Source organism: Variovorax palleresanus, assembly GCF_051144945.1.
Lineage (GTDB): Bacteria > Pseudomonadota > Gammaproteobacteria > Burkholderiales > Burkholderiaceae_C > Variovorax > Variovorax paradoxus_S.
In genome coordinates this window covers 2,573,235-2,594,969 of sequence record NZ_JBJNVP010000002.1, presented here as the reverse complement: position 1 = coordinate 2,594,969, position 21,735 = coordinate 2,573,235, and the positions used below count along the sequence as shown (strand labels likewise).

Below are 21,735 nucleotides of genomic sequence, written 5' to 3'. Positions count from 1 at the left end.
CCTCAAGATCCGGTGAGGGCGCCGTAGGCCTTGCGCGTTCCTGGGCTCACGGCATCGAGCAATTGCTCGTACGAGGTCTTGTGCCGCGCCAGCATCCGCGCCGACGCCACAGCCTTCGACTTGCAGAACCAGTGGCAGGTGTGCTGCATCAGGAACAGCTCGGCCGACATCGTGAAGGCCTTGGCCTTGGGGGTGCGGCCCGATTCGTTCCGCATCACCTCGGCAATGCCGCGCGCATGAATGGCAAGGGCCTGGCGAAAGTCGAAAGTGGCGGCCGGAAACAGCTTGTGCGCAAACGGAACGGCCAGCGGCAGCTTGCTCACGCGCGCTTCCGCCGCATCGACGCGCGCGAACTCCGCGGCAAAGCTGTCGAACTGGGCCGAGAGCTTTTCCTCGGTCGAATCGAGCAGGCTCCAGATCTGCTGGCGCCGCGCGGCGTCGTCCTCGCCGAGGCAGCGCAGGTAGCCCTCGGTGAGGGTCTCCATCAGGTTTTCGATCTGGTACTTGCCGAGATGGCTCCCGAGCAGCGCGATGCGCTGGCGCTGGTCCCGTGACTTGAGGATGTAGGCGCCGATGACGATCAGCGTCACCAGGGTAAGAATTTCCATGAGGGCGTGGAGAAGGGAAGGTGAAAGCGGCGGGCAGCACCGAGTGTAGGCACCGGAGACCCGCCTCCGCTTTCGCAATGCCCCTAGCGGAAGAAATCGAGGATGCGGTTGCGCTCTTCCGGCTGCGGCGGCGGGCCCAGCGGCACGCCCGAGAGTTCTTCGGCCGATGGTGGCGGCGACTCGGCGTTCTCGACGCCCAGGCTCGCGACGCCGCGTCCCGGCGCGAAATCGTCGAAGTACCACTCGCCGTCGATGTGGATGACGCCCGGCGGCTCCGGAATCTGGCTGACGGGCACGCCCTTGAGCGCCGCCTGCATGTAGCCGATCCAGATCGGCAGGCTCAGGCTGCCGCCGGTTTCGCCGCGCACGCCCAGCTGGCGCGGCGTGTCGTAGCCGATCCATGCAATGCCGACGTTCGTGGGCTGGAAGCCCGCGAACCAGGTGTCGAACGAATCGTTGGTGGTGCCGGTCTTGCCGAACAGGTCGTCGCGCTTGAGTGCCTGGTAGGCGCGCGAGGCGGTGCCGCCCTTCACCACGCTCTGCAGCAGCGAATCCATGATGAAGGCGTTGCGCTGGGGAATGGCGCGGCGGGTTTCGTCGAGCACCGGGGGCTCGGTTTCGAGCAGCACCTTGTCCCGCAGGTCGGTCACGCGCGTGACGAGATAGGGATTGACCTTGTAGCCGCCATTGGCGAACACCGAATAGGCGGTGGCCATCTGCATCGGCGTGACCGAGCCCGCGCCAAGCGCCATCGGCAGGTAGGCCGGGTGCTTGTCCTTGTCGAAGCCGAACCTGGTGATCCAGTCTTGCGCATACGGCGCGCCGATGGACTGCAGCAGCCGGACCGTCACCAGGTTCTTCGACTTCATCAGGGCCGTGCGCAGCGGCATCGGACCTTCGAAGCCACCATCGAAGTTCTTTGGTTCCCAGGGCTGGCCGCCGGGCGTGCTGGGCTCGAAGAACAACGGCGCGTCGTTCACGATGGTGGCCGGCGTGAAGCCCTTCTCGAGCGCGGCCGAATAGATGAAGGGCTTGAAGCTCGACCCCGGCTGGCGCCAGGCCTGGGTGACGTGGTTGAACTTGTTCTTGCCGAAATCGAACCCGCCCACCAGCGACTTGATGGCGCCGGTGCGCGGGTCCATGCTGATGAACGCTCCCTCGACCTCCGGCAGCTGCGTGATCTCCCAGGTGTTCTTGGGTGTCCTCGCCACGCGGATCACCGCACCGCGACGGATCTTGATGTTCGCCGGTGCCTTGGCCGCGAGGCCCGATTGCGCGGGCCTGAGGCCCTCGCCGGTGATCTGCACGGCTTCGCCGTTCGCACGCACCGCGTTGATTTCCTTGCTGTTGGCCTCCAGCACCACGGCCGCCATCACGTCGCCGTTGTCGGGGTGTTCGGCCAGTGCGTCGTCCACCGCCTCGTCGGCTTCCTTTTGATCGGTCGGCAGATCGACGAAACGCTCGGGCCCGCGATAAGGCTGGCGCCGCTCGTAGTCCATGATGCCCTTGCGAAGCGACCTGTAGGCCGCCGCCTGGTCGGCCGCGACCAGCGAGGTGTAGACCTTCATGCCGCTGGTGTAGATGCTGTCGCCGTACTGCGCATACATCATCTGGCGCACCGTCTCGGCCACGTATTCGGCATGCAGCCGGTTCGGGTCGGCGGCATCGCGCAGGTGGAGTTCTTCCTTCTTGGCCTCGGCCGCCTGCTCGGCGGTGATGAAGCCGGTTTCCTGCATGCGGTCGATCACGTAGAGCTGGCGCGCGCGGGCACGGCGGGGGTTGGCCACCGGGTTGTTTGCGCCGGGCGCCTTCGGCAGGCCGGCCAGCATTGCGGCTTCGGCCGTGGTGATGTTGTGCAGCGGCTTGCCGAAGTACGCCTCGGAGGCCGCGGCAAAACCATACGCGCGGTTGCCCAGATAGATCTGGTTCAGGTAGATCTCCAGGATCTGGTCCTTGGTGAGTTGCTGCTCCAGCCGCAGTGCCAGCAATATTTCATAGGCCTTGCGGCTCAGCGTGCGCTCCGAACTGAGGTACACATTGCGGGCCACCTGCATGGTGATGGTCGAGGCGCCCTGCTTCCGGCCGCCCTTCAGGCTGGCCACCGCCGCGCGCGCGAAGCCCTTGTAGTCGACACCGCCATGGTCGTAGAAGCGCGCGTCTTCCACGGCCAGCACGGCGTCCTTCATGACCTTGGGAATGCTGGCAAAGGGCGTGAGGGTGCGGCGCTCCTCGCCGAACTCGCCGATGAGCGTGCCTTCGACCGAATACACACGCAGCGGCAGCTTGGGCCGGTAGTCGGCAAGTTCCGAGATGTCGGGCAAGCGCGGATAGATGGCGGCCACCGCCACGACGGCGGCGACCAGCAGCACCACCGCCCCGGAGCCGAGCACGATGGCGCTCCACCGTGCAATGCGCCGCAGCCGCATCGATCGCTCGGAGCGCGCCGGGTCGGTGGAATGAGAGGAATCGTCCATGGAAATCAGTAAGTAAGAAAACAGTCGGTAGCGTCCGTTACACGGAAGCGGCCGACTCGGGTAAGACCGGCTCGGGCGTTCGGGGGTTCCCGCCCGACAGCGCATACCAGTCGACCTTGCGCGTGGCGAGCATCAGAACCGTCAGCATGCCGAATGTCAGCAGGGCGCCAAGCAGGAGCGCGTTGCTTTCCGATGCCAGCAGGCCGTAGAGCGCGCCATAGAGTACCGCGACATAGGCCCCAAAACCGGCGCCGCGTTTCCAGCTTTGCAAAACAGCGCTGAAGTAGATACCCAGCAGCAGCACGCTCGCTGCGGCCGCGCTGGCATAGGCCAGCCAGAAAGCCAGCTTCTCGGACAGGGCCAGCAGCAGCAGGAAGAACAGCGCGATCGAAAGTCCGACCAGCCCGTATTGCACCGGATGCATGCGCTGCCTGCGGAACAGCTCGAACATGAAGGCCGCCATGATCACCAGGCCGATGAAGAGCGCGCCGTACTTGCCGGCGCGCGTGCTCATCGAATACACGTTGATCGGTTGGGCGAGCGACACGTCGAAGGTCTGCAGCGGGCCGAGGTTGCGTGGCGCATGGCCGACGGTTGCTGCGGCGGCCGTGGCGGCGGCAGCAGCGCTGCGATCATCGCGGTCCGACAGTCCGGCGCGCACTTGCTCGCGCGCCGAGGTCACCAGCGACGACACGCGCCAGTGCGCATCGAAACCCTGCGGGGTCACTTCGCGCTTCGCGGCGAGAAAGCGGCCGCCGAAACTCGGATGCGCCCACGGCGAGCTCAGGTGGGCGGTGGTCTCTTCGGCAATCGGCACCATCGAGAGCGTGTCTTGTCCGACAAGGCCGAGCTTCATCTCGAAGGGCAGCGGCGCCTTGGATTCCCATGCGGCGAGCGCGGCGCCGGTGAGCGGTGCGTGGACCCCATCGGCCAGCCAGCTGCTGTCCGCCAGGCCGGGCACGCGCTGCTTGAAACGCAGGCCCTCGCCGTTCATCGCGATGGAAGGCGAACCGTCGAGCCCGCGCAGATCGCTCACGTAGAAGACGACGAAAGGTGCCTTGAACTCGATGCGGGAATCGGCTTCGCTGTGCGCCACGGACTTGGGGTCGAAGGCCGCAAAACCGCCGCCGAGCGTGGCGTTGAGCGTGTAGAACGGAATCCTGAAGATGCCGCGATAGCGCTCGTGCGGCGCCATCGAACCTTCGATGTGCAGCTTGTCGGGAAACACCGCGTGGGCCATTTCCTTGCTGCGCGCCTCCTGGCCGATCACCTTGCCTTGCGCATTGCGCAGCGGCTCCATCCAGCGTTCCACATAGGGCACCAGCAGCAGCGGGCCCACCATGGTCTGCCCGCTCGCGTAGGTGGCGGCAAGCTCCTCGGCCGCCTCGCGCTGGCTGTGGCCGCGCTCGCGGTTGATCGAGTTGATCTCGGCCAATGGAATGCACAGCAGGAGCGTGAGCATGAGCAGGCCGGCGACCTTGACCAGCATCGAACCCTGCAAGGCCTTGAACAACTGAAACATGTTTTTTTCTCCTCTTCGATAGCGAAGCCGTGATGCTCGCCGTGCGATCCGAAGGCCGTGTGAAGCGTGGCCGGCGGCGGACTTCACACAGGCTTCACACAAGGCTGCGTCCGGCAGGCGGACTTCAAGCAGCCTTCCAATTTCCTTCTCGCGCGGCGGTGACAGTTGCGGCTGTGCAAGTTCGCACGGACACCGACACCACCGCCATGGATGCCCACACCACCTCCCGTCCCGGCCGCTGGCTCTGGCTCGCCACCGTGAGCCTGGCCACCGCGGGCTTCGTCGCGCTCAGCCTCAACCCCGTGCATGCACAGGAAGCACCCGGCCCGCGGCTGAAGACCGAGAGCCCTTACTTCTTCGTGAAGAGCGACGACCCCTCGGTCGACCGCTTGCCGCTCAAGGGAACCGAGGTGGCGGTGAAGATCTCGGGCGTCATTGCCGACGTGACGGTCACGCAGACCTACCGCAACGAGGGCCAGCGCGCGATCGAAGCGAAGTATGTTTTTCCGGGCTCGACCAAGGCCGCGGTCAGCGGTCTCAACGTGCGCCTGGCCGACCGCCTGATCACCGCGCAGATCCGCGAGAAGCAGCAGGCGCAGATCGAATACGACACCGCGAAGAAGGAAGGCAAGACCGCCGCGCTGCTCGAGCAGCACCTGCCCAACGTGTTCCAGATGAACGTCGCCAACATCCTGCCGGGCGACGACGTGAGGGTGGAACTGCGCTACACCGAGCTCCTGGTGCCGCAATCGGGCAACTACGCGTTCGTGTTTCCCACCGTGGTGGGCCCGCGCTACAACAGCCCGCAGTCGGAAAACGCCCAGGCCAAGTGGGTGGCCCAGCCCACGCTGCGCGCGGGCGTGGCGCCCGGCACCAGCTTCAGGCTCAAGGCCAGCATCGACACGCCCATGGGCCTGAAGGAGGTTCGCTCGAACACCCACGCCATCGACGTGAAGAAGAGCGATGAAGACCGGCATGCCGACGTGGTGCTCGCGGCTGACGGCCGCCCCGCGGACAACCGCGACTTCGTGCTCGACTATCGCCTTGCTGGCGAAAAGATCGAATCGGGCCTGATGCTCTACAAGGGCCAGAACACCGATGGGAGCACGGAGAACTTCTTTCTCGCGATGGTCGAGCCGCCCAAGGCCGTGGCCGCCAACGCCATTTCGCCGCGCGACTACATCTTCGTGGTCGACATCTCGGGATCGATGCACGGCTTTCCGCTCGACACCGCGAAGACCGTGCTCGAACGCCTGATCGGCGGGCTGCGTCCGAGCGACACCTTCAACGTGCTGCTGTTCTCGGGCAGCAACAAGATGCTCTCGCCCCAATCGGTGCCGGCCACGCGCGCCAACATCGAGCAGGCGCTCGCCACCATCCAGAACTACGGCGGCAGCGGCAGCACCGAGCTGATCCCCGCGCTCAAGCGCGTCTATGCCGAGCCGAAGGAAGAGAACGTGTCGCGCACCGTGGTGCTGGTGACGGACGGCTACGTGAGCGTGGAGCGCGAGGCTTTCGAGCTGGTGCGCAAGAACCTGTCGAAGGCCAACGTGTTCGCCTTCGGCATCGGCTCGTCGGTGAACCGCAGCCTGATGGAAGGCATTGCGCGCGCCGGCATGGGCGAGCCCTTCATCATCACCGACCCGATCCAGGCGCCCGAGCAGGCCGCGCGTTTCCGCCGCATGGTGGAGTCGCCGGTGCTCACCAACGTGAAGGTCACTTTCGGCGGCCTCGACGTATACGACGTGGAGCCGCAAGCCCTGCCCGACGTGCTCGGCGAACGCCCGGTGATCGTGTTCGGCAAGTGGCGCGCGGATGCCGAAGGAAAGGCCAGGGGCCGCGTGATCGTCGAAGGCCACGGCGCCAACGGCCCGTATCGCCAGGAGCTGCGCATCGACCCGCAGATGCGCCAGGACACCGCCGCGCTGCGCACGCTGTGGGCACGCCACCGCATCGAGAGCCTCCGCGACCAGGAGACGCTCGAGGGCGGCGGCGCTTTCAAGGAGCGCATCACCGAACTCGGCCTGAAGTACAGCCTGCTGACGCAGTACACCAGCTTCATCGCCGTGGACAAGGTGGTGCGCAACCTCGCGCCGCAGAACAGCGTGGACGTGAACCAGCCGCTGCCCTTGCCGCAGGGCGTGAGCGAACTCGCACTCGGCGCCGAGGTGCCGAGCACGCCGGAGCCCGAAACGCTGGGCGCCATTGCCGTGGTGCTGTCGATGCTCGCCATGCTGCGCCGCCGCGCGCGGCGCAACGACCCGCGCCGCTTCACGGCCTGAACGCAAAAGAAAAAGGAAAAACAAATGTCACTGGCCGTACTTGCCCATCGCCATCCGCGCATCGTGGATTGGGGCATCCGCATCGACCGCGCACCGGCCGCCGGCTGGCTTGCGCTGCAATTCGCCGCACTGGCACCGACCTGGGCCTGGATGGTCCGGCGCATGCGCGACGGCTCCGACGACCCGCTGGGCCTCCTGGCGCTGGCTGCGTTGGCCGCGCTGGCGTGGCAATGGCGGCGCGAATTGCGCGCCGCGCCGCGGCTGGGCTGGCTGGCCCTGGCGGGGGCCGGCACCTTGCTGGCCACGCTGCTGCGCACGGGGCTTGGGGCGCTGCCCGCCCTGCCCCCGCTCGCGGCGGGCCTGGTGGCGGTGCTGGCGCTGGCGTGCGGCTTGCTCGCCTTCCTGCCGCGGCGCGTGGCCGCGTTGCCGGTCGTGGGGCTTGCGGTGCTGGCCTTGCCGCTGTTGTCGTCGCTGCAGTTCTATGCGGGCTATCCGCTGCGCGTGGTCACGGCCGAGGCGAGCCGCTGGCTGCTGGCGCCGGGCTTCAGCGTGGCGCGCGAGGGAAGCAGCCTGCTGGTCGATGGCCGGCTGGTCATCGTCGATGCGCCGTGCTCGGGCGTGCAGATGGTGTGGCTCGGCTACTTCACTGCGTGCGCGGTGGCGCTCTGGGCGCGCCGCAGCGACGGCGGCTTTCTGCGCCGGCTGCCGATGGTCGGGCTGCTGGTGCTGGCAGGCAACATCCTGCGCAACAGCGTGCTGATTGCATTCGAAGGCGCGGGCCATCCGCTGGCGCCCTGGGCGCACAACCTGCTCGGCCTGCTGGTGCTGGCTGTGGTGTGCGGCGGCATCGCCCGCCTGATGGTGCCGGCGCGCACGGCGCCCGGATTTGCCGACCAGCCCATTCCGGGCCTGATCACCGCGCAAGGAGGCCGCCATGTCGACACGGTTCTTTGAAAACTTTTTCGCTAACCACTTCATCAATCGCATCGGCCACAAGGCGGCGTTCGCGCTCGCGATGCTGCTGTGTCTGCTGTGGTCGACCGCTGCGGCCCTGCGTTCGCCGCCGGGGCCGGTGGCGGCCGTGGCGTCGCACGAATGGCCGCGCGAATGGGATGGCGCGCCGCTGCGCCCGATGGCGCTGAGCGAGGTCGAGCAGCGCTTTGCCGACCGTTTTCCGGGTGCCATCGGCCGCATGACCGACGGCACGCAGACGATCGTGATGCGCGCGGTGGACGCACCCACGCGCATGCTGCATCCGGCGGCCGACTGCTACCGCGCGCTGGGTTTTCGCATCGAGCAGGCGCGCCTGGAACGCGACGCGCAGGCACGTCTGTGGCGCTGCTTTGTTGCGCAACGGCACGGTGTGAAAAAGTTCCGCGTTTGCGAGCGCATCGTCGATGCCGAAGGCGCCGCTTTCACCGACACTTCAGCTTGGTACTGGGCGGCAGCCAGCGGGCAGTCGCGCGGTCCGTGGCAAGCCGTCACGGTGGCGAGACCCTTGTGAGAGTTGTGTGAACAAGACCCTGAGATTCGTGATCTATGCGCTGTCGGCCGTGGTGGTGACAGCCGGCCTGGCCATCTTTCTGATAGCCAGGTTCGCGCTTGCACCCGCGGCGGGCGAGTGGAGCACCACCGTCAAGGCCGGCCCGCTGAGCTTTCAAGTCGGCGTGCCCACGGCGGTGCGCCTGGCCACTTCGTCGTGGCTTGCGCCGCGGCTTCATGGCCACGCTCTGGACACGCGTTTCGGCACGATCCATTTCGCCTGGAAGGACGCGGAGGGCCTGCTCGAGATGCGCTGCGCACCCTGCAGCGTGGATGTCCCGGCGCTCGGCACGCAGCCGATCCAGGTCGAAGGCCTGATCGCCACCGTCAGGCGCGACGGCAACACGCTGTCCGGTACCCTCGCGGCCACGCCCCGCACTGCCGATGCCGCCGCCGTGATCCAGGGCCAATGGGAAGGGCGCCTTTCGCCCAAGGGCATGCACCTCAGCGCCGACATCAAGGACGCGCCCATCGCCCGCTGGTATGCGGTGCTCGCGCCCAACCTGCCCGAACTGCAGCGCGCCCGCATCGGCGGCACGCTGGCGTTGCGCGGCCAGGTGGCGCTGCCCGAAGCCACGTTCGTCGTGATTCCCACCGTCAGCCAGTTCACCGTCGAAGGGCTGGGCACCGAAGCCATGCTCGGCGCGCGCACCAGCTGCGGCGCGCCGTCGAAGCTGGCCAACGACAGCTGGCTGACGCGGGCGGTCATCGCGGCCGAGGATCAGCGCTTCTTCACCCACGCCGGCTACGACCTGACCGAAATCGTCGCGTCGATCGACAACAACCAGAAGGACGGCCAGCAGAAGCGCGGCGCCAGCACGCTGACCCAGCAGCTCGCCAAGATGCTGGTGACCGGCAGCGACCGAACCGCCGAGCGCAAGCTGCGCGAGCTGCTCTACGCGGTCGAAATGGAACAGACGCTCGGCAAGGCGCGCATCCTGCAGCTTTACCTCGACAACGCGCCCTGGGGCGGCAGCCTGTGCGGTGCCGAAGCCGCCGCGCGGCGATATTTCAAGCGCCCGGCGCGCAACCTGGAACCCGCGCAGGCCGTATGGCTCGCGGCCATGCTGCACAAGCCACAGGCGGTGCTCGAGCAATGGCGGCACGACGGCCGCATCGATCCCGACCGAACCAAGTGGGTGGCCGAGAGCGTGCGCGGCATCAGCCGCAACCAGCGCGAGGCCTTGCTCAAGAGCGTGGCGGCGGCCCGGTTCACGGCGCCCGAGGCGGCGCCATGAACGATGTCGAGGCCATCGAGCGCGCCACGGTCGCCGCCGTGTCTCCCCTTGCCGTCGAAGAACTCGACGGCTGGCTGCTGCCCTTCGACGACGGCACCGTCAAGCGCGCCAGGTCGGCGGTGCCGTTGCACCGCGGCGAGGTCAGCGACCACACGATCGACCGCATCGAAGACCGCTACGACAGCCGGCAGTTCGTGCCCGCCTTCCGGCTTGCCGACCTTCCTTGCTTTGCTGCGCTGCAAACCGAGCTGGAGCAGCGGCACTACGTCGGCGATTCGCCGACCTGCGTACAGATCGGCTCCGCGCAGCGCATGCGCGAGGTGGCAGCGGCCGACGCCGCGCTGGCCGAGGTCGACCTTGCGCCCGACGAGGCCTGGGCGACGCTGTTTCTCGGCGAGGGCTTCGATCCGGTGGATGGCGCGCATCGCGTGCGGGCCCTGTCGCGTGCCAAGGGGTCGCTCTATGCCAGCGTGCGCGAAGGCCGGCGCACCGTGGCCGCGGGCGCCATGGCCTTCAGCCATGGATGGGCCAGCGTGCACGGCATGCGCACCGAGCAGTCGCAGCGTGGCAGGGGCCTGGCGGGGCGAGTGCTCGCGGGCATGGCGCAGGCCGCGCTCGAGCGCGGCTTCGAGCGCGTCTTCCTGCAGGTCGATGCGCACAACCTCGCGGCCCATGCGCTCTACCGGCGGGCCGGTTTTTCCACCCAGTGGCAGTACCGCTACTGGCAGCGGCAGCAGTGGCCGCGGTGACGGCGCCCACCTGAAAGCCACACACCCCTGAAAGCCACACCCCCACCGGTGGTGCGGTTGCGGCGTTAGTGCCACCATGGCTGCATGACGAACGCAAATCATCATGCCAACCACCCCACCGATCCCGTCGCCACGCCGCGCGGCATCGACCACATCGTGGCCGGTGTATCCACCAGCGATGGCGACGGCGTCAAACTCACCCGTGTGCTGCAGCAGCCGCTGCAGAAAAGGCTCGACCCCTACCTGATGCTCGATGCCTTCGGCAGCGACAACGCGGGCGACTACATCGGCGGCTTTCCCAACCATCCGCACCGGGGCTTCGAAACCGTGACCTACATGATCGCGGGCCGCATGCGCCACCGCGACAGCGCGGGCCACGAGGGCTTGCTGCAAAACGGCGGCGTGCAGTGGATGACGGCCGGCCGCGGGCTCATCCACAGCGAACTGCCGGAACAGGAAGACGGCCTCATGGAAGGCTTTCAGCTCTGGCTCAACCTCCCCGCGAAGGACAAGATGCGCGAGCCCTGGTATCGCGACATCCAGAGCGAGGAAATTCCGGAATACACCACCGCCGCGGGCGTGCAGGTGCGCGTGATCGCCGGCGCCAGCCACGGCATCGAGGGCGCGGTGCGGCGCGAGGACTCGGAGCCGCTGTATCTCGACATCGCCCTGCCGCCGGGCGCCGAGTTTGCGCAGCCCCTGCCGGACGATCACAACGCGCTGGTGTACGTGTTCCGCGAATCGGTGTGGATCTCGGGCAGCGAGGTGCCGACGCGCCGCATGGCCATTCTTGCGAACGAGCCCGGCAGCGACGGCGTGGTGCTGCGCGCAGGCGCCACCAACCACAGCCCGGCACGTGCGCTGTTGATTGCCGGCAGGCCGCTGCGCGAACCGATTGCGCAGTACGGCCCCTTCGTGATGAACACGCAGGAAGAAGTGAAGCAGGCGGTGCACGATTTCCAGAACGGCAAGTTCGGCATGTAGTCGCAGGCCTACCGAAAATCGGCGCCGCGCGCAGGTCACGGGCGGCAATGCGGCGCATAGATTGGCGCCATGCCTTTTCGCACGTCCAGCACGTCCAGCACCTCCAAAGCGCCCCGGGTCCGCAAAGGACAGGCGCCCGAAACGTTGCAGCGCGACCGGTTCCACGAGCGCTTCATGCAGTCGTTCCAGGACCCGGCCTTCGAGGCCGAGAAAGAGTCGTTGCAGCGCATCGAGCTCATTGCCTGGGAGGCTTACCAGGAAGGGCGCAAGGCGCCGGTCACGCGCAAGGCCGGCCCCGGCTATGCCGATCCCGAGTACGAACTTTCAGTTGACTGGCTCGAGGCCAAGGCCCGCATCGACGCGGCAGAGGCCGCCTGGGGCAACCCGCAGACGCGGTCGCGCGTGCTGCTGGTCAATGGCTCGCCGCGCAACGACGGCACCTGTCCCGGCGAAATTTCCAAGACCTGGCGCTTGGTGCAGCTTGCGCGCGAGGTGCTCGACGGCTGCGGCATCGACGTCGACGTGCTCGACCTGAGCCTGCTCACCTCCGAATACGGCCGGCAAATCCATCCCTGCAAGGGTTGCGTTTCCACCGCCATGCCGCTGTGCCACTGGCCCTGCAGTTGCTATCCCAATCATTCGTTGCGCCAGACCGGCGACTGGATGAACGAGATCTACGAGCGCTGGGTTGCCGCGCACGGCGTGATGCTGTTCACGCCCACCCACTGGTACCAGTCCGCGAGCCCGCTCAAGCTCATGGCCGACCGGCTGGTGTGCGCCGATGGCGGCAACCCCGACCCCACCAGCACCCACGGCAAGAAGCCTGACGAAGCCAAGGCCCTCGAGCTCGAAGGCTGGGGCTACCCCAAGCACCTGAGCGGCCGGGTTTACGGCGTGGTGGTGCACGGCGACGTGGCCGGCGTCGAGAGCCTGCGCCGCAATCTGTCGGACTGGCTCGACTGGATGGGCCTGATCGATGCGGGCACGCAGGCCCGGCTCGACCGCTACATCGGCTACTACGAGCCCTATGCAAGCAGCCACGACAGCCTCGACGCCGACGAAGACGTGCAGGAAGAAGTGCGCAACGCGGCCCGGGCAGTGGCACTGGCAGTCGGCGAGCTGCGGGCGGGCAAGCTGCAGGCACCCGATCGCGGGCTGAAGCCTCCAAGGCCGAAATAAGCCACGCCGCGGGCGGCGCGAGCCCTGGCTGTTCATGATTCTTTACGCACGCTCACTGTCGGCTCACCTGGGCGATACAGAGGTCTTCCACACTTCGCTTCACCTGCTGCCCCTTGGCAGCGGGCTTCTTCGAAAGGAAGCACTTTTCATGATCTCTCTTCGCCAACGCATCGTCTGGGCCAGCCTTCTCGGATCGGCCGCCCTCGCCTCTTCGGGCGCCTTCGCCCAGGCACCGGCCGCACCCAGCACCTCTTCGACCCCGCCCGCGGCCGTCGCCCAGGCCGATGGTGCCGCCGGAAACAAGGCGCAGCACAACAAGCGCATGGACCCGGCCGAGCGCATGCAGCGCATGCAGGAACATCGCGCCAAGCGCCTTGCCGCACTGAAGGAAAAGCTCAAGCTGACTGCCGCACAGGAAAGCGCGTGGAGCACTTTCGCATCGGCCAGCCAGCCGCCGGCCGGCGCCCGCCCCCCGCGCATGGACCGCGCGGAATTTGCCAAGCTGACCACGCCCGAGCGCCTGGAGCGCATGCAGGCCCGCCAGGCCGAACGCAGCGCAAGGTTCGCCAAGCGCGCTGAAGCCACCAAGACCTTCTATGCGGCGCTGACGCCCGAGCAGAAGAAGACCTTCGACGCGGAAACGGTGCATGTGGGCATGCACGGGCATCGCGGCCACCATGGCCACCATGGCCACGGTGGTCCCGACGGCCACCATTCGGCAGCGCCCACCAAGAGCTGAGCGAACGGCGCGCTGAACGGCGCAAACGATAAAAAGCCCGCGATGCCTCGTGCATCGCGGGCTTTTTACGTTTTCTACGTACGTGGGTTAGTACGCGGGTTTATTGAGGTGTGCCGGTCCTTTCCGTCGGATTCGTCGGCACGTCCGGCCGTTCGCCCGGCTGGCCGAACCGGGGCTTGGTCTTGCGGGCCTGCTGGCTCACTTCGGCACGCGACATCTCGCCCGTGGGTTGCGGCATGGCGTTGGGTTGGGCGTTCACGGTGGTGCTGGCCTCGCCCTTCGGCACCGGGTTGTTGATGTTGTTGCGGTTGTGGGCGCGCGCTTCGGCCTTCACGGCTTCGCGCGAAGCCGGCATGCTGGTGTCCGGACGCTGCGGCGGGTTAGGCACGCCGGAGGGTGTCTGCGTGCTGGCCTGGCCGCCCACGGACGGGTCGGGCTGGGCGGGTATCGAGGTGGCTTGCGCCATGGCGGCGCCGGCCGTGGCCATCAGGCCGGCCAGCAGCGTGGCGTGAAAGATTCCTTGCTTCATGGTGGTTTCCTTTGCTTGTCTCGAGAGATCGGTGAACGATTGACGGACGGGCCGTTTTCTTCGGCCTGAAATCCCACCGTAGGAGGCCCGGGATGCCGGCCATGTCGGGGTGCGGCAGGCCTGCCTGTAGGAGCCGGCCGCCCTGTTGCGAAAGGTGGAGAAGAAGGTGGCGCGTTCCTACAGGCGCCGGCGGCGCGGCAACGTACAACCACAGCATCGATGTCTTCTTCCCCGATTCCCCTCCCCGCAGCGGCGCCGACCTCGCTCAAGGTCATGACGGTGAACACCCACAAGGGGTTCACCGCGCTCAACCGCAAGTTCATTCTTCCGGAGCTTCGGGACGCGGTGCGCACCGTGGGGGCCGACGTGGTCTTTCTGCAGGAGGTGCTCGGCACTCATTCGCGCCACTCGCGCAAGGTCAACAACTGGCCGGAGGCGCCGCACTACGAATTCCTGGCCGACACCATGTGGCCGCAGTTCGCCTACGGGCGCAACGCGGTGTATCCGAGGGGGCATCACGGCAACGCGCTGTTGTCGAAGTTTCCGATCGTGCATTACCGCAACCACGACGTGTCGGTGGCCGGCCCCGAAAAGCGCGGCTTGCTTCATTGCGTGTTGCGCCTGCCGGGCCGCACGGTCGACGTGCATGCGATCTGTGCCCATCTGGGCCTGGCCGAGACGCATCGACAGCAGCAGCTGGAGCTGCTCTGCCACATCGTGCGCGACGAGGTGCCGGCCGACGCGCCGCTGATCGTGGCGGGCGACTTCAACGACTGGCGCGGCCGCGCGCACCGGGTGCTCGAAGAAGGCGCCGCGCTGCGCGAGGTGTTCCTGCATGCGAACGGCGCGGCCGCCAAGACTTTTCCGTCGCGCTTTCCGCTGCTGCCGCTGGACCGCATCTACGTTCGGAATGCGGGCGTGCATGAACCGGTGGTGCTGCCGCGCAAGCCCTGGTCGCACCTGTCGGACCATGCGCCGCTGGTGGCGAACATCGACCTTTGAAGATGGACTACGCCCATGCTCCGCGCAGTTCATTTCGCGCCGCGACTTCCATCGCCCGCCCCGGCGGGCACTGAAGGTGGCTGCCATGGATAACGGCGACCGCTGGATCGGTGGCAATTGCATTGCGCTGCTCGAAAACGGCGAGGAGTACTTTGCGCGCGTGTTCGACGCCATCCGCGAGGCAAAGCGCGAAGTCATCATCGAGACCTTCATCCTGTTCGAGGACAAGGTGGGCCTGGCGCTGCACGCCGCCATGCGTGCCGCGGCCCAGCGCGGCGTCAAGATCGACATGCTGGTCGACGGATTCGGCTCGCCCGATCTTTCGCGCGAATTCATCGAAGGGCTGAGTTCGGTGGGCGTGAGGACGCGGGTGTTCGATCACGGCAAGCGCATCCTCGGCCAGCGACTCAACGTGTTCCGGCGCATGCACCGCAAGATCGTGGTGGTGGACGGCGAGCTTGCATTCGTCGGGGGCATCAACTATTCGGCCGACCATCTGCTCGACTTCGGGCCCAAGGCCAAGCAGGACTACGCGGTGGAACTCCGTGGGCCCATCGTGGCGCAGATCCATCAGTTCGTGCTGCGTGCCATCGCGCTCGGCGACAAGGGGCCGCGCTGGTTCCGGCGCCGCCTCAAGCAAGCCCCGCCGGCCGACCGGGAAGCGGTTGGCCAAGTGGAGGCGATGTTCGTCACGCGCGACAACCGGCGCCACACCGGCGACATCGAGCGCCAGTACCTGATCGCGATCCGCGCCGCGCGCCAGCGCATCGTGATTGCCAATGCGTATTTCTTTCCGGGCTACCGGCTCATCAAGGAACTGCGCCGCGCGGCGCGGCGCGGCGTGGACGTGCGGCTCATTCTGCAGGGCGAGCCCGACATGCCGATCGTCAAGACGGCCGCGAGCATGCTCTACCACCACCTGATGCATTCAGGCGTGCGCATCTATGAGTACTGCGAACGCCCGCTGCACGCGAAGATCGCGCTGATGGACGACCGTTGGACCACAGTGGGCTCGAGCAATCTCGATCCGCTGAGCCTGTCGCTCAACCTCGAAGCCAACGTGATCGCACGCGACAAGGCTTTCAACCAGCTGCTGTGGGAGCGCATGGACACGCTCATGTGCAAGAGCTGCAAGCAGATCGGCCCCGCCGACCTCGAGAACGAATGGAGCGGCTGGCGGCTGGTGCGCAGCTTCTTCATCTTTCACTTCTTGCGCTGGTATCCCTCCTGGCTCGGCTGGCTGCCGCGCCAGGTGCCGCGCCTGACGCCCGCCGAGGCCATTGTCCTGGCCGAAAGGCGCGAACGACGCGAGACGGACAAGAAAAACGGCGACGACGCCGTGACGCCGACGGAAGTGGCATGAGCACCCATATTGCACGGCTTGCGCACCGGCCCTGGTGGCCCTGGGCGCGCCGGATCGCGGCCTGGGCTTTTTTCGGCCTGATCGCCTGGCTGCTCGTGAACCAGGCGCGCGCCATCGACTGGCAAGAGGTGTTCGACGCCGTGCGCGCGCTTCCCGGGGCCACGCTGCTGCTGGCGGGCGCGCTGGCCGCCAGCAGTTTTGCGCTCTACAGCACCTATGACCTCCTGGGCCGGCATCTCACGCGGCACCCGCTGAGTGCCGGCATCGTGATGGGGGTGACCTTCATCAGCTACGCCTTCAACCTCAACCTGGGTTCGCTGGTTGGCGGCGTGGCGTTTCGCTACCGGCTCTACTCGCGGCTGGAACTCTCCAACGGCACCATCACCCGCGTGCTGGGTTTCAGCATGCTGACCAACTGGCTCGGTTACCTGGTGGTGGCTGGCGCGGTCTTCTGCGTCTGGCCGCTGGTGCTGCCGGCCGACTGGAAGATCGATAACGCGGGCCTGCGCATCCTCGGCGCCGTGCTGCTGCTGGTGGCCGCGGCGTACCTGGTGCTGTGCGCCTTCGCCAGCGGACACGTCTTTCGTATTCACCGCCATTCGTTCAAGGTTCCGTCGCTGCGCATGGCGCTGCTCCAGCTGGCCATGTCCTGCCTGAACTGGTCGCTGATAGGCGGCGTGATCTGGGTGCTGCTGCAGGGTGAGCTGGCTTACCACTCGGTGCTTGCGGTGCTGCTCGTGGCCGCGGTGGCGGGCGTCATCACCCACGTGCCGGCGGGGCTTGGCGTGCTGGAAGCGGTGTTCATTGCGCTGCTTTCGGACCAGGTGCCCCAAGGCCGGCTGCTGGGCGTACTGCTGGTCTACCGGGGCCTCTACTACCTGTTGCCGTTGGGCGTGGCCACGCTGGCTTACTTTGTTGCGGAACTGCGCGCCAAGCGCTGGCGCGCACGGGCCGTTGTCAATGAAGGAAGTAAATAATTACTTCCGTTCTGTTCACTGCCGGGGCGGAAGGCTGTTTCCGTGTCAAAAGGCACGACTTGTTCAACAAAATGGCTGCGCATTTTGTTGCAGTGCAGCAAATCCCCTTCGTCGGCGCCTATAGTGGTGTTCGTCCATTCCATAGACCCGCCCTCATGTCGTCCCTTACCTCCGCCGTTCGTCTGGCCAGCCCCCTGATGCTGTGGGTCGATGTGGCCCTCAAGACCCACGAGATGCTGTTGTCTTCAGGCTCCGTGATCCAGATGCGCACCGAGCGCATTGCCAAGGCGGGACTCACGCCCAGCGCGGCAGACCTTGCCGAGTTCCAGCTCATGGGCAATGAAAAGCTCGCCGCGGCGGGCGAATCGGGGGTGGCCATGGCCAAGCAGTGGCACAGCAGCCATGTCGCCCTGGCGAACCGCGCGCTGCAGCAATGGTTTCAGAGCGCGGGCGCCTTCCTCTCGATGACGGGCAGCGTCACGCCGGCGCAGGCGGCCGTGCGCAGCGATGCTTTCGTCAGGGCTGCCGCGCGCGCGGCGGGCACGGCCAGCCAGCTGTCGGGTGCGGCGGTCCGCATCGCGCGCCAGGGGCTGAAGCCGATCCATGCCGCCGCCACTTCGAACGCCCGGCGCCTGGCCGAGCTGCGCGACTGAGCGGGCGCGTGCCTAATTAATTGCGCGCAGGCACCAGGGTCAGCAGCGTGATCTCGGAAGGCGCGCCAAAGCGCTTGGGCGGCCCCCAATAGCCGGTGCCGCGGCTCACGTAGATCCACATGTCGTGCAGCCGGTGCAGGCCCGCCGTGAAGGGCTGCTGCATCGGCACGAAGAGGTTCCACGGAAAGAACTGGCCGCCGTGCGTGTGGCCCGACAGCTGCAGCTGGTAGCCGGCCTTGGCCGCCAACGGCGCACTGCGCGGCTGGTGCGCAAGCAGCACCCGCGTGTGCACCAGCGGCGGCGCGTCGAACAGCGCCAGGTGGGGGTCGCTTTCATGCGCGGCATCGAAATGCCCCGCGGTGTAGTCGGTCACGCCGGCCAGCACCAGCTGGCTTTCGAACAGCTCTTCGTCGTTCTGCGCGCCGCGCACGTTGCGCGTTTGCAGCACCACGTGCTCGTTGAGCAGCACCTTCAGGCCGAGCCGACGCAGTTCGTCGATCCATGCATGGGCCCCGGCGTAATACTCATGATTGCCCGTGACCACGAAAGTACCGTGCCGCGCAGTCAGGCCGGCCAAGGGGGCGATGTGCTCGCGCAGTTCGGCCACCGTGCCGTCCACCAAGTCGCCCGTGATCGCAATGGCGTCGGCGCCGAGCCGGTTCACCGCATCGACGATGCGCTGGATGTAGGCGCTCCTGATCGTCGGACCGACGTGGATGTCGCTGAGCTGCGCGATCGTGAAGCCGTCGAGCGCCGTCGGCAGGCCGCGAATCGGAATGTCGACGTGCTTCACGCTGGCGGTGCGGCGGGCATTGATGAAGCCGATCAGCGTAGTGCCCGTGGCCATTGCCAGCACCGCCAGTGCGCTCCACGGCAGCAACGCGTCCCAGCGCACCTGCGGGCCGCCCAGCGTGCTCGCCAGCCAGATAAGCAGCAAGCCGGCCTCGCGCGCCAGCGTCAAGACGAACATCGACGAGAACCAGCCCATGCTGATCAGGCCGACCCACTTGAGCGTTTCGCCCAGCGAGGCGTTGGGCGCAATGCGGCGCGAGACAAAGGGTAGCGGGATCGTGACGGCCGAGATGGCGAGCGCGGCCAGCGCCAGCGGCCAGGCTGGCGTGAGCGTGGCCAGCGCGGGCAGCAGGCGCAGCGCCATGTAGACATGCAGGAGCGCGGTGAGAACGCTCAGGAGACGTATCGGCATTGGGGCAATGGGAAAGGGCGTTGCCCGGGATGGGACATCTGCAAGGCGCATGCCGTGCATTCAAGGCGCCTTGCGGCGCCCGAGTAGCTATTTTTTCTATAGCGCAGGGGCCCCGGATAGCAGGCACCGCGGGTGATGTGAACTCGAAAACCGGAGGTCCGGGGCCCGGCGTCCGAAACCAGGCTCGCTTGTTACTGCACCGTGCGCGTGCCGGCCGAAGCCATGTCGGTGCCTGCTGGCCACAGAAATGCCATCCGGGCGGGCGTTCCTGGTGCCACCTGCAGCGTTTGCTTGAGCGTGTTTCCGCGCAAGCGAGCCTCCACTTCGTAAGTGCCGGGGTCGAGGCGAGCCACCATGAACGGGCCCTCCGACGCCACGTTGTCGAGCAGCACCGTGCCGCGGCTGTCGCGCACGGTCACGCGGACGTCGGACGCGAAATCGGCGCCCTTGTGGTCCTTGATCGCAAACTCGAACGTGGCCGGCCAGCGTGGCGCCACCGTTTCCATCAGTTGGGCCTCGTCGCTGCCGATGCCGCCGCTCATGTATTCGATGCCGTGCGTCATGCGGATCGGCGGGTTGACCGTGGCGTGCGCTGAAGTCAGCGCCGCCAAGAAAAGAAGAGCGGCGCCGCACAGCATGGTGGCGGCCGCTGCGGCGGGCCGGCTGGGCGATGAAATCCGAAGGGTGGTCATGGTCTGGATCCTTTCCTTTTCTTGCGTACCTGCGTGGCGAGACACCACGGCGCCACTCTGCGGCGCACGGCTTAAACAAGGCTTAACAAGGGATCCGGGCCCCGGCGCCAGCCGAAGGGCGGAGGATGCTCAGCGGGCGGCGGAGGTCTGCGCGAACGCCTGGGTCTGCGCTGCAGGCGGCAGCACTGAGGCCATGTCGAAATTCGACGGCCACATGAACACGGCGCGTGCCGGCACGCCGGCGATCACCGTCAGCGTCTGCGTGATCGTGAGGCCGCCAAGCGTGACGTTCACGTCGTAGGCGCCCGGGTCGAGCCGTGTCAGCATGTACGGCCCTTGCGACTGGGCTTCCATCACCGGGCGGCCCGTGTACTTTTCGCGCACCTGGACCGCAGCCCGCGCGGGGAAATTGCCCTTTTGCGCGCTGTCGTTGACGCCGAACTCGAGCGTGGCCGCCCAGCGCGGCGAGACCATCTGCATGAAAGCGGCTTCGTCCTTGCTCGTGCCCCCGCACATGTATTCGACGCCCTGCGCCATCTGGATGGGCGGGTTCGAGAACGCGTGGGCCGATGTGGTCATCGCCCCGAAGAATGCTGCTGTGCCGCCCAGTACCAACGCAGCCATCGGCTGCCGGAGACGCATAAGGTTCATTGCTTCGATGTCCTCGATCATGGGTGACGTGAAATCCGTCGAGGATTTTGCTTAGCAAGAGTCGGGCTAGATATAGCGTTTACGAGGAACGATCCTCGGCGACCTGCTGAACGCTATTGTTTTAATAGCTCATGACGATTGTGTGACGGGTATCTGCGCGGTTTTGCACCGTCCTACCTATGAAAACCCTGAGACGCCCTCTGTGTGCGCCCGATCCGACGCGGCGCACGTGATCGGCGCCTACAGCGGTGCACCGCCTCGTTGGTTATGAAGAAGTTCGTACAGAAAAGGAGCTTTCAAATGACCATCGGATCGAAGATCGACGCAATCAAGAAGATGGATGCCCAGCGCCGCGGGATTCCGGGCGAGCACTTGGCTGTGCTCGGAGCAGGCCTCTTGCTGCTGCTGAAGGCGGGAAGCAGCCGCTCGCTGATGCGCCGTGTGCTGGCAGGCGCGGCGGGCGGTGCGCTGGTCGGCCGCGCGGCGAGCGGGACGGGCGGGCTGGCCCGCGTGGCCCGCGCAGCGCGAATGATGCAGGGCGGCAGGAGCGGCACTCGCGTGCATCGGTCAATCTGAGTCTCGCATTGCATTGATCGGCTGCTACTGGTGAAGCGCCGGGCCGTTCGTTGGCGAAACAGCCAGCGAAGCGGGGATACTCGGCCTTCATGAATTCCGACCATCGCGACCCGCTGCACGACAGCCGCAACGCGATGACGGAATGGGAGCGCGGCTTGCGCCCCACGCGGGAGCGCCACTGGCTGATGTGGGTCGGGCTGTCGGGCTTGCTGATGTTCGGGGTCTATTGCGGCGCTGAATGGCTGTTGGCGCAACGCGCCGCGCTCAGACCCAAGGCGCCTTCTGCCCTGCCCTCTCCGCCGGTCCCATCGCCGACGACCGGGCGTGTCCCATCGCCACCGTCTTCCGCGGTCCAACCGGATCGTTCTGCTGCGCCGGGGACCGTCGAGGTCGCAAAGTGCGTGAGTGCGTCAGGCAAGGCTACCTATTCGGATGGCCTCTGCCCGGCAGGCTCGGTCGCCACTACGGTGCGGCTGCGGCGCGATCTGAATCTGGCGGATGGAATGAGCGTCGAGGCGCGGGAGGCGTCGAACCGGAGCAATGCGGCGCTCGCGGCGCAGCAGCAGCAATCGTATGAACGCCAGGTGGCTCAGAGTGCGGGCAACAACATGCAGGCGGGCGAGTGCAGCGCACTCGAAGCGCACATCAAGTGGCTCGACACGATGGGGCGGCAGCCGCACGGCATGGCTACGCAAGACCGGCTGCGCAACGAGAGGCAGCAAGCGCGGGACCAACAGTTCCGGCTGGGCTGCCGCTGATCGCTAATCAATC

The 21,735-nt window shown here is 66.8% G+C and carries 21 protein-coding genes; 14 read left to right on the top strand and 7 right to left on the bottom strand.

The window, feature by feature from the left end; all coding sequences use genetic code 11:
- Positions 1-2: 2 nt before the first annotated feature.
- From ACJ7Z0_RS16145 to creD, 3 genes are all read right to left on the bottom strand, one after another.
- Entirely contained in the window at positions 3-608 is a 606-nt protein-coding gene (locus ACJ7Z0_RS16145) for a hypothetical protein (RefSeq protein WP_434790623.1), read from the bottom strand.
- An 83-nt stretch (positions 609-691) separates the two neighbouring features.
- A complete protein-coding gene (locus tag ACJ7Z0_RS16140) occupies positions 692-3,082 on the bottom strand; it encodes a penicillin-binding protein 1A (protein WP_434790622.1) in 2,391 nt (796 codons plus the stop codon).
- Positions 3,083-3,119: 37 nt separating this feature from the next.
- Entirely contained in the window at positions 3,120-4,604 is a 1,485-nt protein-coding gene (gene creD, locus ACJ7Z0_RS16135) for a cell envelope integrity protein CreD (RefSeq protein ID WP_434790621.1), read from the bottom strand.
- Positions 4,605-4,810: 206 nt separating this feature from the next.
- Between creD and ACJ7Z0_RS16130 the strand changes: the two genes are divergently transcribed.
- From ACJ7Z0_RS16130 to ACJ7Z0_RS16095, 8 genes are all read left to right on the top strand, one after another.
- Positions 4,811-6,886: a VIT and vWA domain-containing protein gene (locus tag ACJ7Z0_RS16130; protein ID WP_434792676.1), complete on the top strand. Its 2,076-nt coding sequence runs from the start codon at positions 4,811-4,813 to the stop codon at positions 6,884-6,886.
- A 24-nt stretch (positions 6,887-6,910) separates the two neighbouring features.
- Positions 6,911-7,840 (top strand): exosortase Q, encoded by a 930-nt coding sequence (gene xrtQ, locus ACJ7Z0_RS16125; RefSeq protein WP_434790620.1) that lies wholly within the window; start codon positions 6,911-6,913, stop codon positions 7,838-7,840.
- A complete protein-coding gene (locus ACJ7Z0_RS16120; protein ID WP_434790619.1) occupies positions 7,821-8,390 on the top strand; it encodes a hypothetical protein in 570 nt (189 codons plus the stop codon). Before xrtQ ends, ACJ7Z0_RS16120 begins: the two co-directional genes overlap by 20 nt.
- Positions 8,391-8,397: 7 nt before the next feature.
- Complete coding sequence (locus ACJ7Z0_RS16115; RefSeq protein ID WP_434790618.1) at positions 8,398-9,666, top strand: biosynthetic peptidoglycan transglycosylase; 1,269 nt, start codon at positions 8,398-8,400, stop codon at positions 9,664-9,666.
- Entirely contained in the window at positions 9,663-10,415 is a 753-nt protein-coding gene (locus tag ACJ7Z0_RS16110; RefSeq protein ID WP_434790617.1) for a GNAT family N-acetyltransferase, read from the top strand. Before ACJ7Z0_RS16115 ends, ACJ7Z0_RS16110 begins: the two co-directional genes overlap by 4 nt.
- An 84-nt stretch (positions 10,416-10,499) precedes the next feature.
- Positions 10,500-11,399 carry a pirin family protein gene (locus ACJ7Z0_RS16105; protein ID WP_434790616.1) on the top strand — a complete coding sequence of 300 codons (900 nt, stop codon included), beginning with the start codon at positions 10,500-10,502 and terminating at the stop codon, positions 11,397-11,399.
- A gap of 69 nt (positions 11,400-11,468) precedes the next feature.
- Positions 11,469-12,578, top strand: coding sequence for a flavodoxin family protein (locus ACJ7Z0_RS16100; RefSeq protein ID WP_434790615.1), 1,110 nt, complete (start codon positions 11,469-11,471; stop codon positions 12,576-12,578).
- 148 nt (positions 12,579-12,726) lie between these two features.
- Positions 12,727-13,317 carry a Spy/CpxP family protein refolding chaperone gene (locus tag ACJ7Z0_RS16095; protein ID WP_434790614.1) on the top strand — a complete coding sequence of 197 codons (591 nt, stop codon included), beginning with the start codon at positions 12,727-12,729 and terminating at the stop codon, positions 13,315-13,317.
- 100 nt (positions 13,318-13,417) lie between these two features.
- On the opposite strand, the gene ACJ7Z0_RS16090 is transcribed toward ACJ7Z0_RS16095, so the two are convergent.
- Entirely contained in the window at positions 13,418-13,846 is a 429-nt protein-coding gene (locus ACJ7Z0_RS16090; protein ID WP_431126188.1) for a serine/threonine protein kinase, read from the bottom strand.
- A gap of 219 nt (positions 13,847-14,065) precedes the next feature.
- Here ACJ7Z0_RS16090 and ACJ7Z0_RS16085 point away from each other — a divergent pair, with 219 nt between their 5' ends.
- The 4 genes from ACJ7Z0_RS16085 (at position 14,066) to ACJ7Z0_RS16070 (ending at position 17,841) form a co-directional block, all read left to right on the top strand.
- Entirely contained in the window at positions 14,066-14,848 is a 783-nt protein-coding gene (locus ACJ7Z0_RS16085) for an endonuclease/exonuclease/phosphatase family protein (RefSeq protein WP_434790613.1), read from the top strand.
- 85 nt (positions 14,849-14,933) lie between these two features.
- A complete protein-coding gene (gene clsB, locus ACJ7Z0_RS16080; RefSeq protein ID WP_434790612.1) occupies positions 14,934-16,211 on the top strand; it encodes a cardiolipin synthase ClsB in 1,278 nt (425 codons plus the stop codon).
- Complete coding sequence (locus tag ACJ7Z0_RS16075) at positions 16,208-17,188, top strand: lysylphosphatidylglycerol synthase domain-containing protein (protein WP_434790611.1); 981 nt, start codon at positions 16,208-16,210, stop codon at positions 17,186-17,188. The genes clsB and ACJ7Z0_RS16075 overlap by 4 nt, the downstream gene beginning before the upstream one ends.
- 155 nt (positions 17,189-17,343) lie before the next feature.
- Positions 17,344-17,841, top strand: coding sequence for a polyhydroxyalkanoate granule-associated phasin (locus tag ACJ7Z0_RS16070; RefSeq protein WP_434790610.1), 498 nt, complete (start codon positions 17,344-17,346; stop codon positions 17,839-17,841).
- A gap of 16 nt (positions 17,842-17,857) precedes the next feature.
- Here the strand turns inward: ACJ7Z0_RS16070 and ACJ7Z0_RS16065 are convergent, their stop codons facing one another.
- The 3 genes from ACJ7Z0_RS16065 to ACJ7Z0_RS16055 form a co-directional block, all read right to left on the bottom strand.
- A complete protein-coding gene (locus ACJ7Z0_RS16065; RefSeq protein WP_434790609.1) occupies positions 17,858-19,105 on the bottom strand; it encodes a metallophosphoesterase in 1,248 nt (415 codons plus the stop codon).
- Between the two features lie 131 nt (positions 19,106-19,236).
- Entirely contained in the window at positions 19,237-19,737 is a 501-nt protein-coding gene (locus tag ACJ7Z0_RS16060) for a hypothetical protein (RefSeq protein ID WP_434790608.1), read from the bottom strand.
- A gap of 129 nt (positions 19,738-19,866) precedes the next feature.
- Entirely contained in the window at positions 19,867-20,388 is a 522-nt protein-coding gene (locus tag ACJ7Z0_RS16055; RefSeq protein WP_431126202.1) for a hypothetical protein, read from the bottom strand.
- Between the two features lie 300 nt (positions 20,389-20,688).
- Between ACJ7Z0_RS16055 and ACJ7Z0_RS16050 the strand changes: the two genes are divergently transcribed.
- A complete protein-coding gene (locus ACJ7Z0_RS16050; protein ID WP_431126204.1) occupies positions 20,689-20,964 on the top strand; it encodes a hypothetical protein in 276 nt (91 codons plus the stop codon).
- A gap of 89 nt (positions 20,965-21,053) precedes the next feature.
- Complete coding sequence (locus ACJ7Z0_RS16045) at positions 21,054-21,722, top strand: hypothetical protein (RefSeq protein ID WP_434790607.1); 669 nt, start codon at positions 21,054-21,056, stop codon at positions 21,720-21,722.
- Positions 21,723-21,735: the final 13 nt, after the last annotated feature.

Bases quoted from the DNA above. Each gene is read 5' to 3' on its own strand.
- ACJ7Z0_RS16100 (WP_434790615.1), top strand. From the start codon at position 11,469: ATGCCTTTTCGCACGTCCAGCACGTCCAGCACCTCCAAAGCGCCCCGG.
- ACJ7Z0_RS16105 (WP_434790616.1), top strand. From the start codon at position 10,500: ATGACGAACGCAAATCATCATGCCAACCACCCCACCGATCCCGTCGCC.
- ACJ7Z0_RS16050 (WP_431126204.1), top strand. From the start codon at position 20,689: ATGACCATCGGATCGAAGATCGACGCAATCAAGAAGATGGATGCCCAG.
- creD (WP_434790621.1), bottom strand. From the start codon at position 4,604: ATGTTTCAGTTGTTCAAGGCCTTGCAGGGTTCGATGCTGGTCAAGGTC.
- ACJ7Z0_RS16095 (WP_434790614.1), top strand. From the start codon at position 12,727: ATGATCTCTCTTCGCCAACGCATCGTCTGGGCCAGCCTTCTCGGATCG.
- ACJ7Z0_RS16070 (WP_434790610.1), top strand. From the start codon at position 17,344: ATGTCGTCCCTTACCTCCGCCGTTCGTCTGGCCAGCCCCCTGATGCTG.
- ACJ7Z0_RS16120 (WP_434790619.1), top strand. From the start codon at position 7,821: ATGTCGACACGGTTCTTTGAAAACTTTTTCGCTAACCACTTCATCAAT.
- ACJ7Z0_RS16055 (WP_431126202.1), bottom strand. From the start codon at position 20,388: ATGAACCTTATGCGTCTCCGGCAGCCGATGGCTGCGTTGGTACTGGGC.
- ACJ7Z0_RS16130 (WP_434792676.1), top strand. From the start codon at position 4,811: ATGGATGCCCACACCACCTCCCGTCCCGGCCGCTGGCTCTGGCTCGCC.
- ACJ7Z0_RS16065 (WP_434790609.1), bottom strand. From the start codon at position 19,105: ATGCACGGCATGCGCCTTGCAGATGTCCCATCCCGGGCAACGCCCTTT.
- xrtQ (WP_434790620.1), top strand. From the start codon at position 6,911: ATGTCACTGGCCGTACTTGCCCATCGCCATCCGCGCATCGTGGATTGG.
- ACJ7Z0_RS16045 (WP_434790607.1), top strand. From the start codon at position 21,054: ATGAATTCCGACCATCGCGACCCGCTGCACGACAGCCGCAACGCGATG.
- ACJ7Z0_RS16090 (WP_431126188.1), bottom strand. From the start codon at position 13,846: ATGAAGCAAGGAATCTTTCACGCCACGCTGCTGGCCGGCCTGATGGCC.
- ACJ7Z0_RS16110 (WP_434790617.1), top strand. From the start codon at position 9,663: ATGAACGATGTCGAGGCCATCGAGCGCGCCACGGTCGCCGCCGTGTCT.
- ACJ7Z0_RS16075 (WP_434790611.1), top strand. From the start codon at position 16,208: ATGAGCACCCATATTGCACGGCTTGCGCACCGGCCCTGGTGGCCCTGG.
- ACJ7Z0_RS16060 (WP_434790608.1), bottom strand. From the start codon at position 19,737: ATGACCACCCTTCGGATTTCATCGCCCAGCCGGCCCGCCGCAGCGGCC.
- ACJ7Z0_RS16145 (WP_434790623.1), bottom strand. From the start codon at position 608: ATGGAAATTCTTACCCTGGTGACGCTGATCGTCATCGGCGCCTACATC.
- ACJ7Z0_RS16140 (WP_434790622.1), bottom strand. From the start codon at position 3,082: ATGGACGATTCCTCTCATTCCACCGACCCGGCGCGCTCCGAGCGATCG.
- ACJ7Z0_RS16085 (WP_434790613.1), top strand. From the start codon at position 14,066: ATGTCTTCTTCCCCGATTCCCCTCCCCGCAGCGGCGCCGACCTCGCTC.
- clsB (WP_434790612.1), top strand. From the start codon at position 14,934: ATGGATAACGGCGACCGCTGGATCGGTGGCAATTGCATTGCGCTGCTC.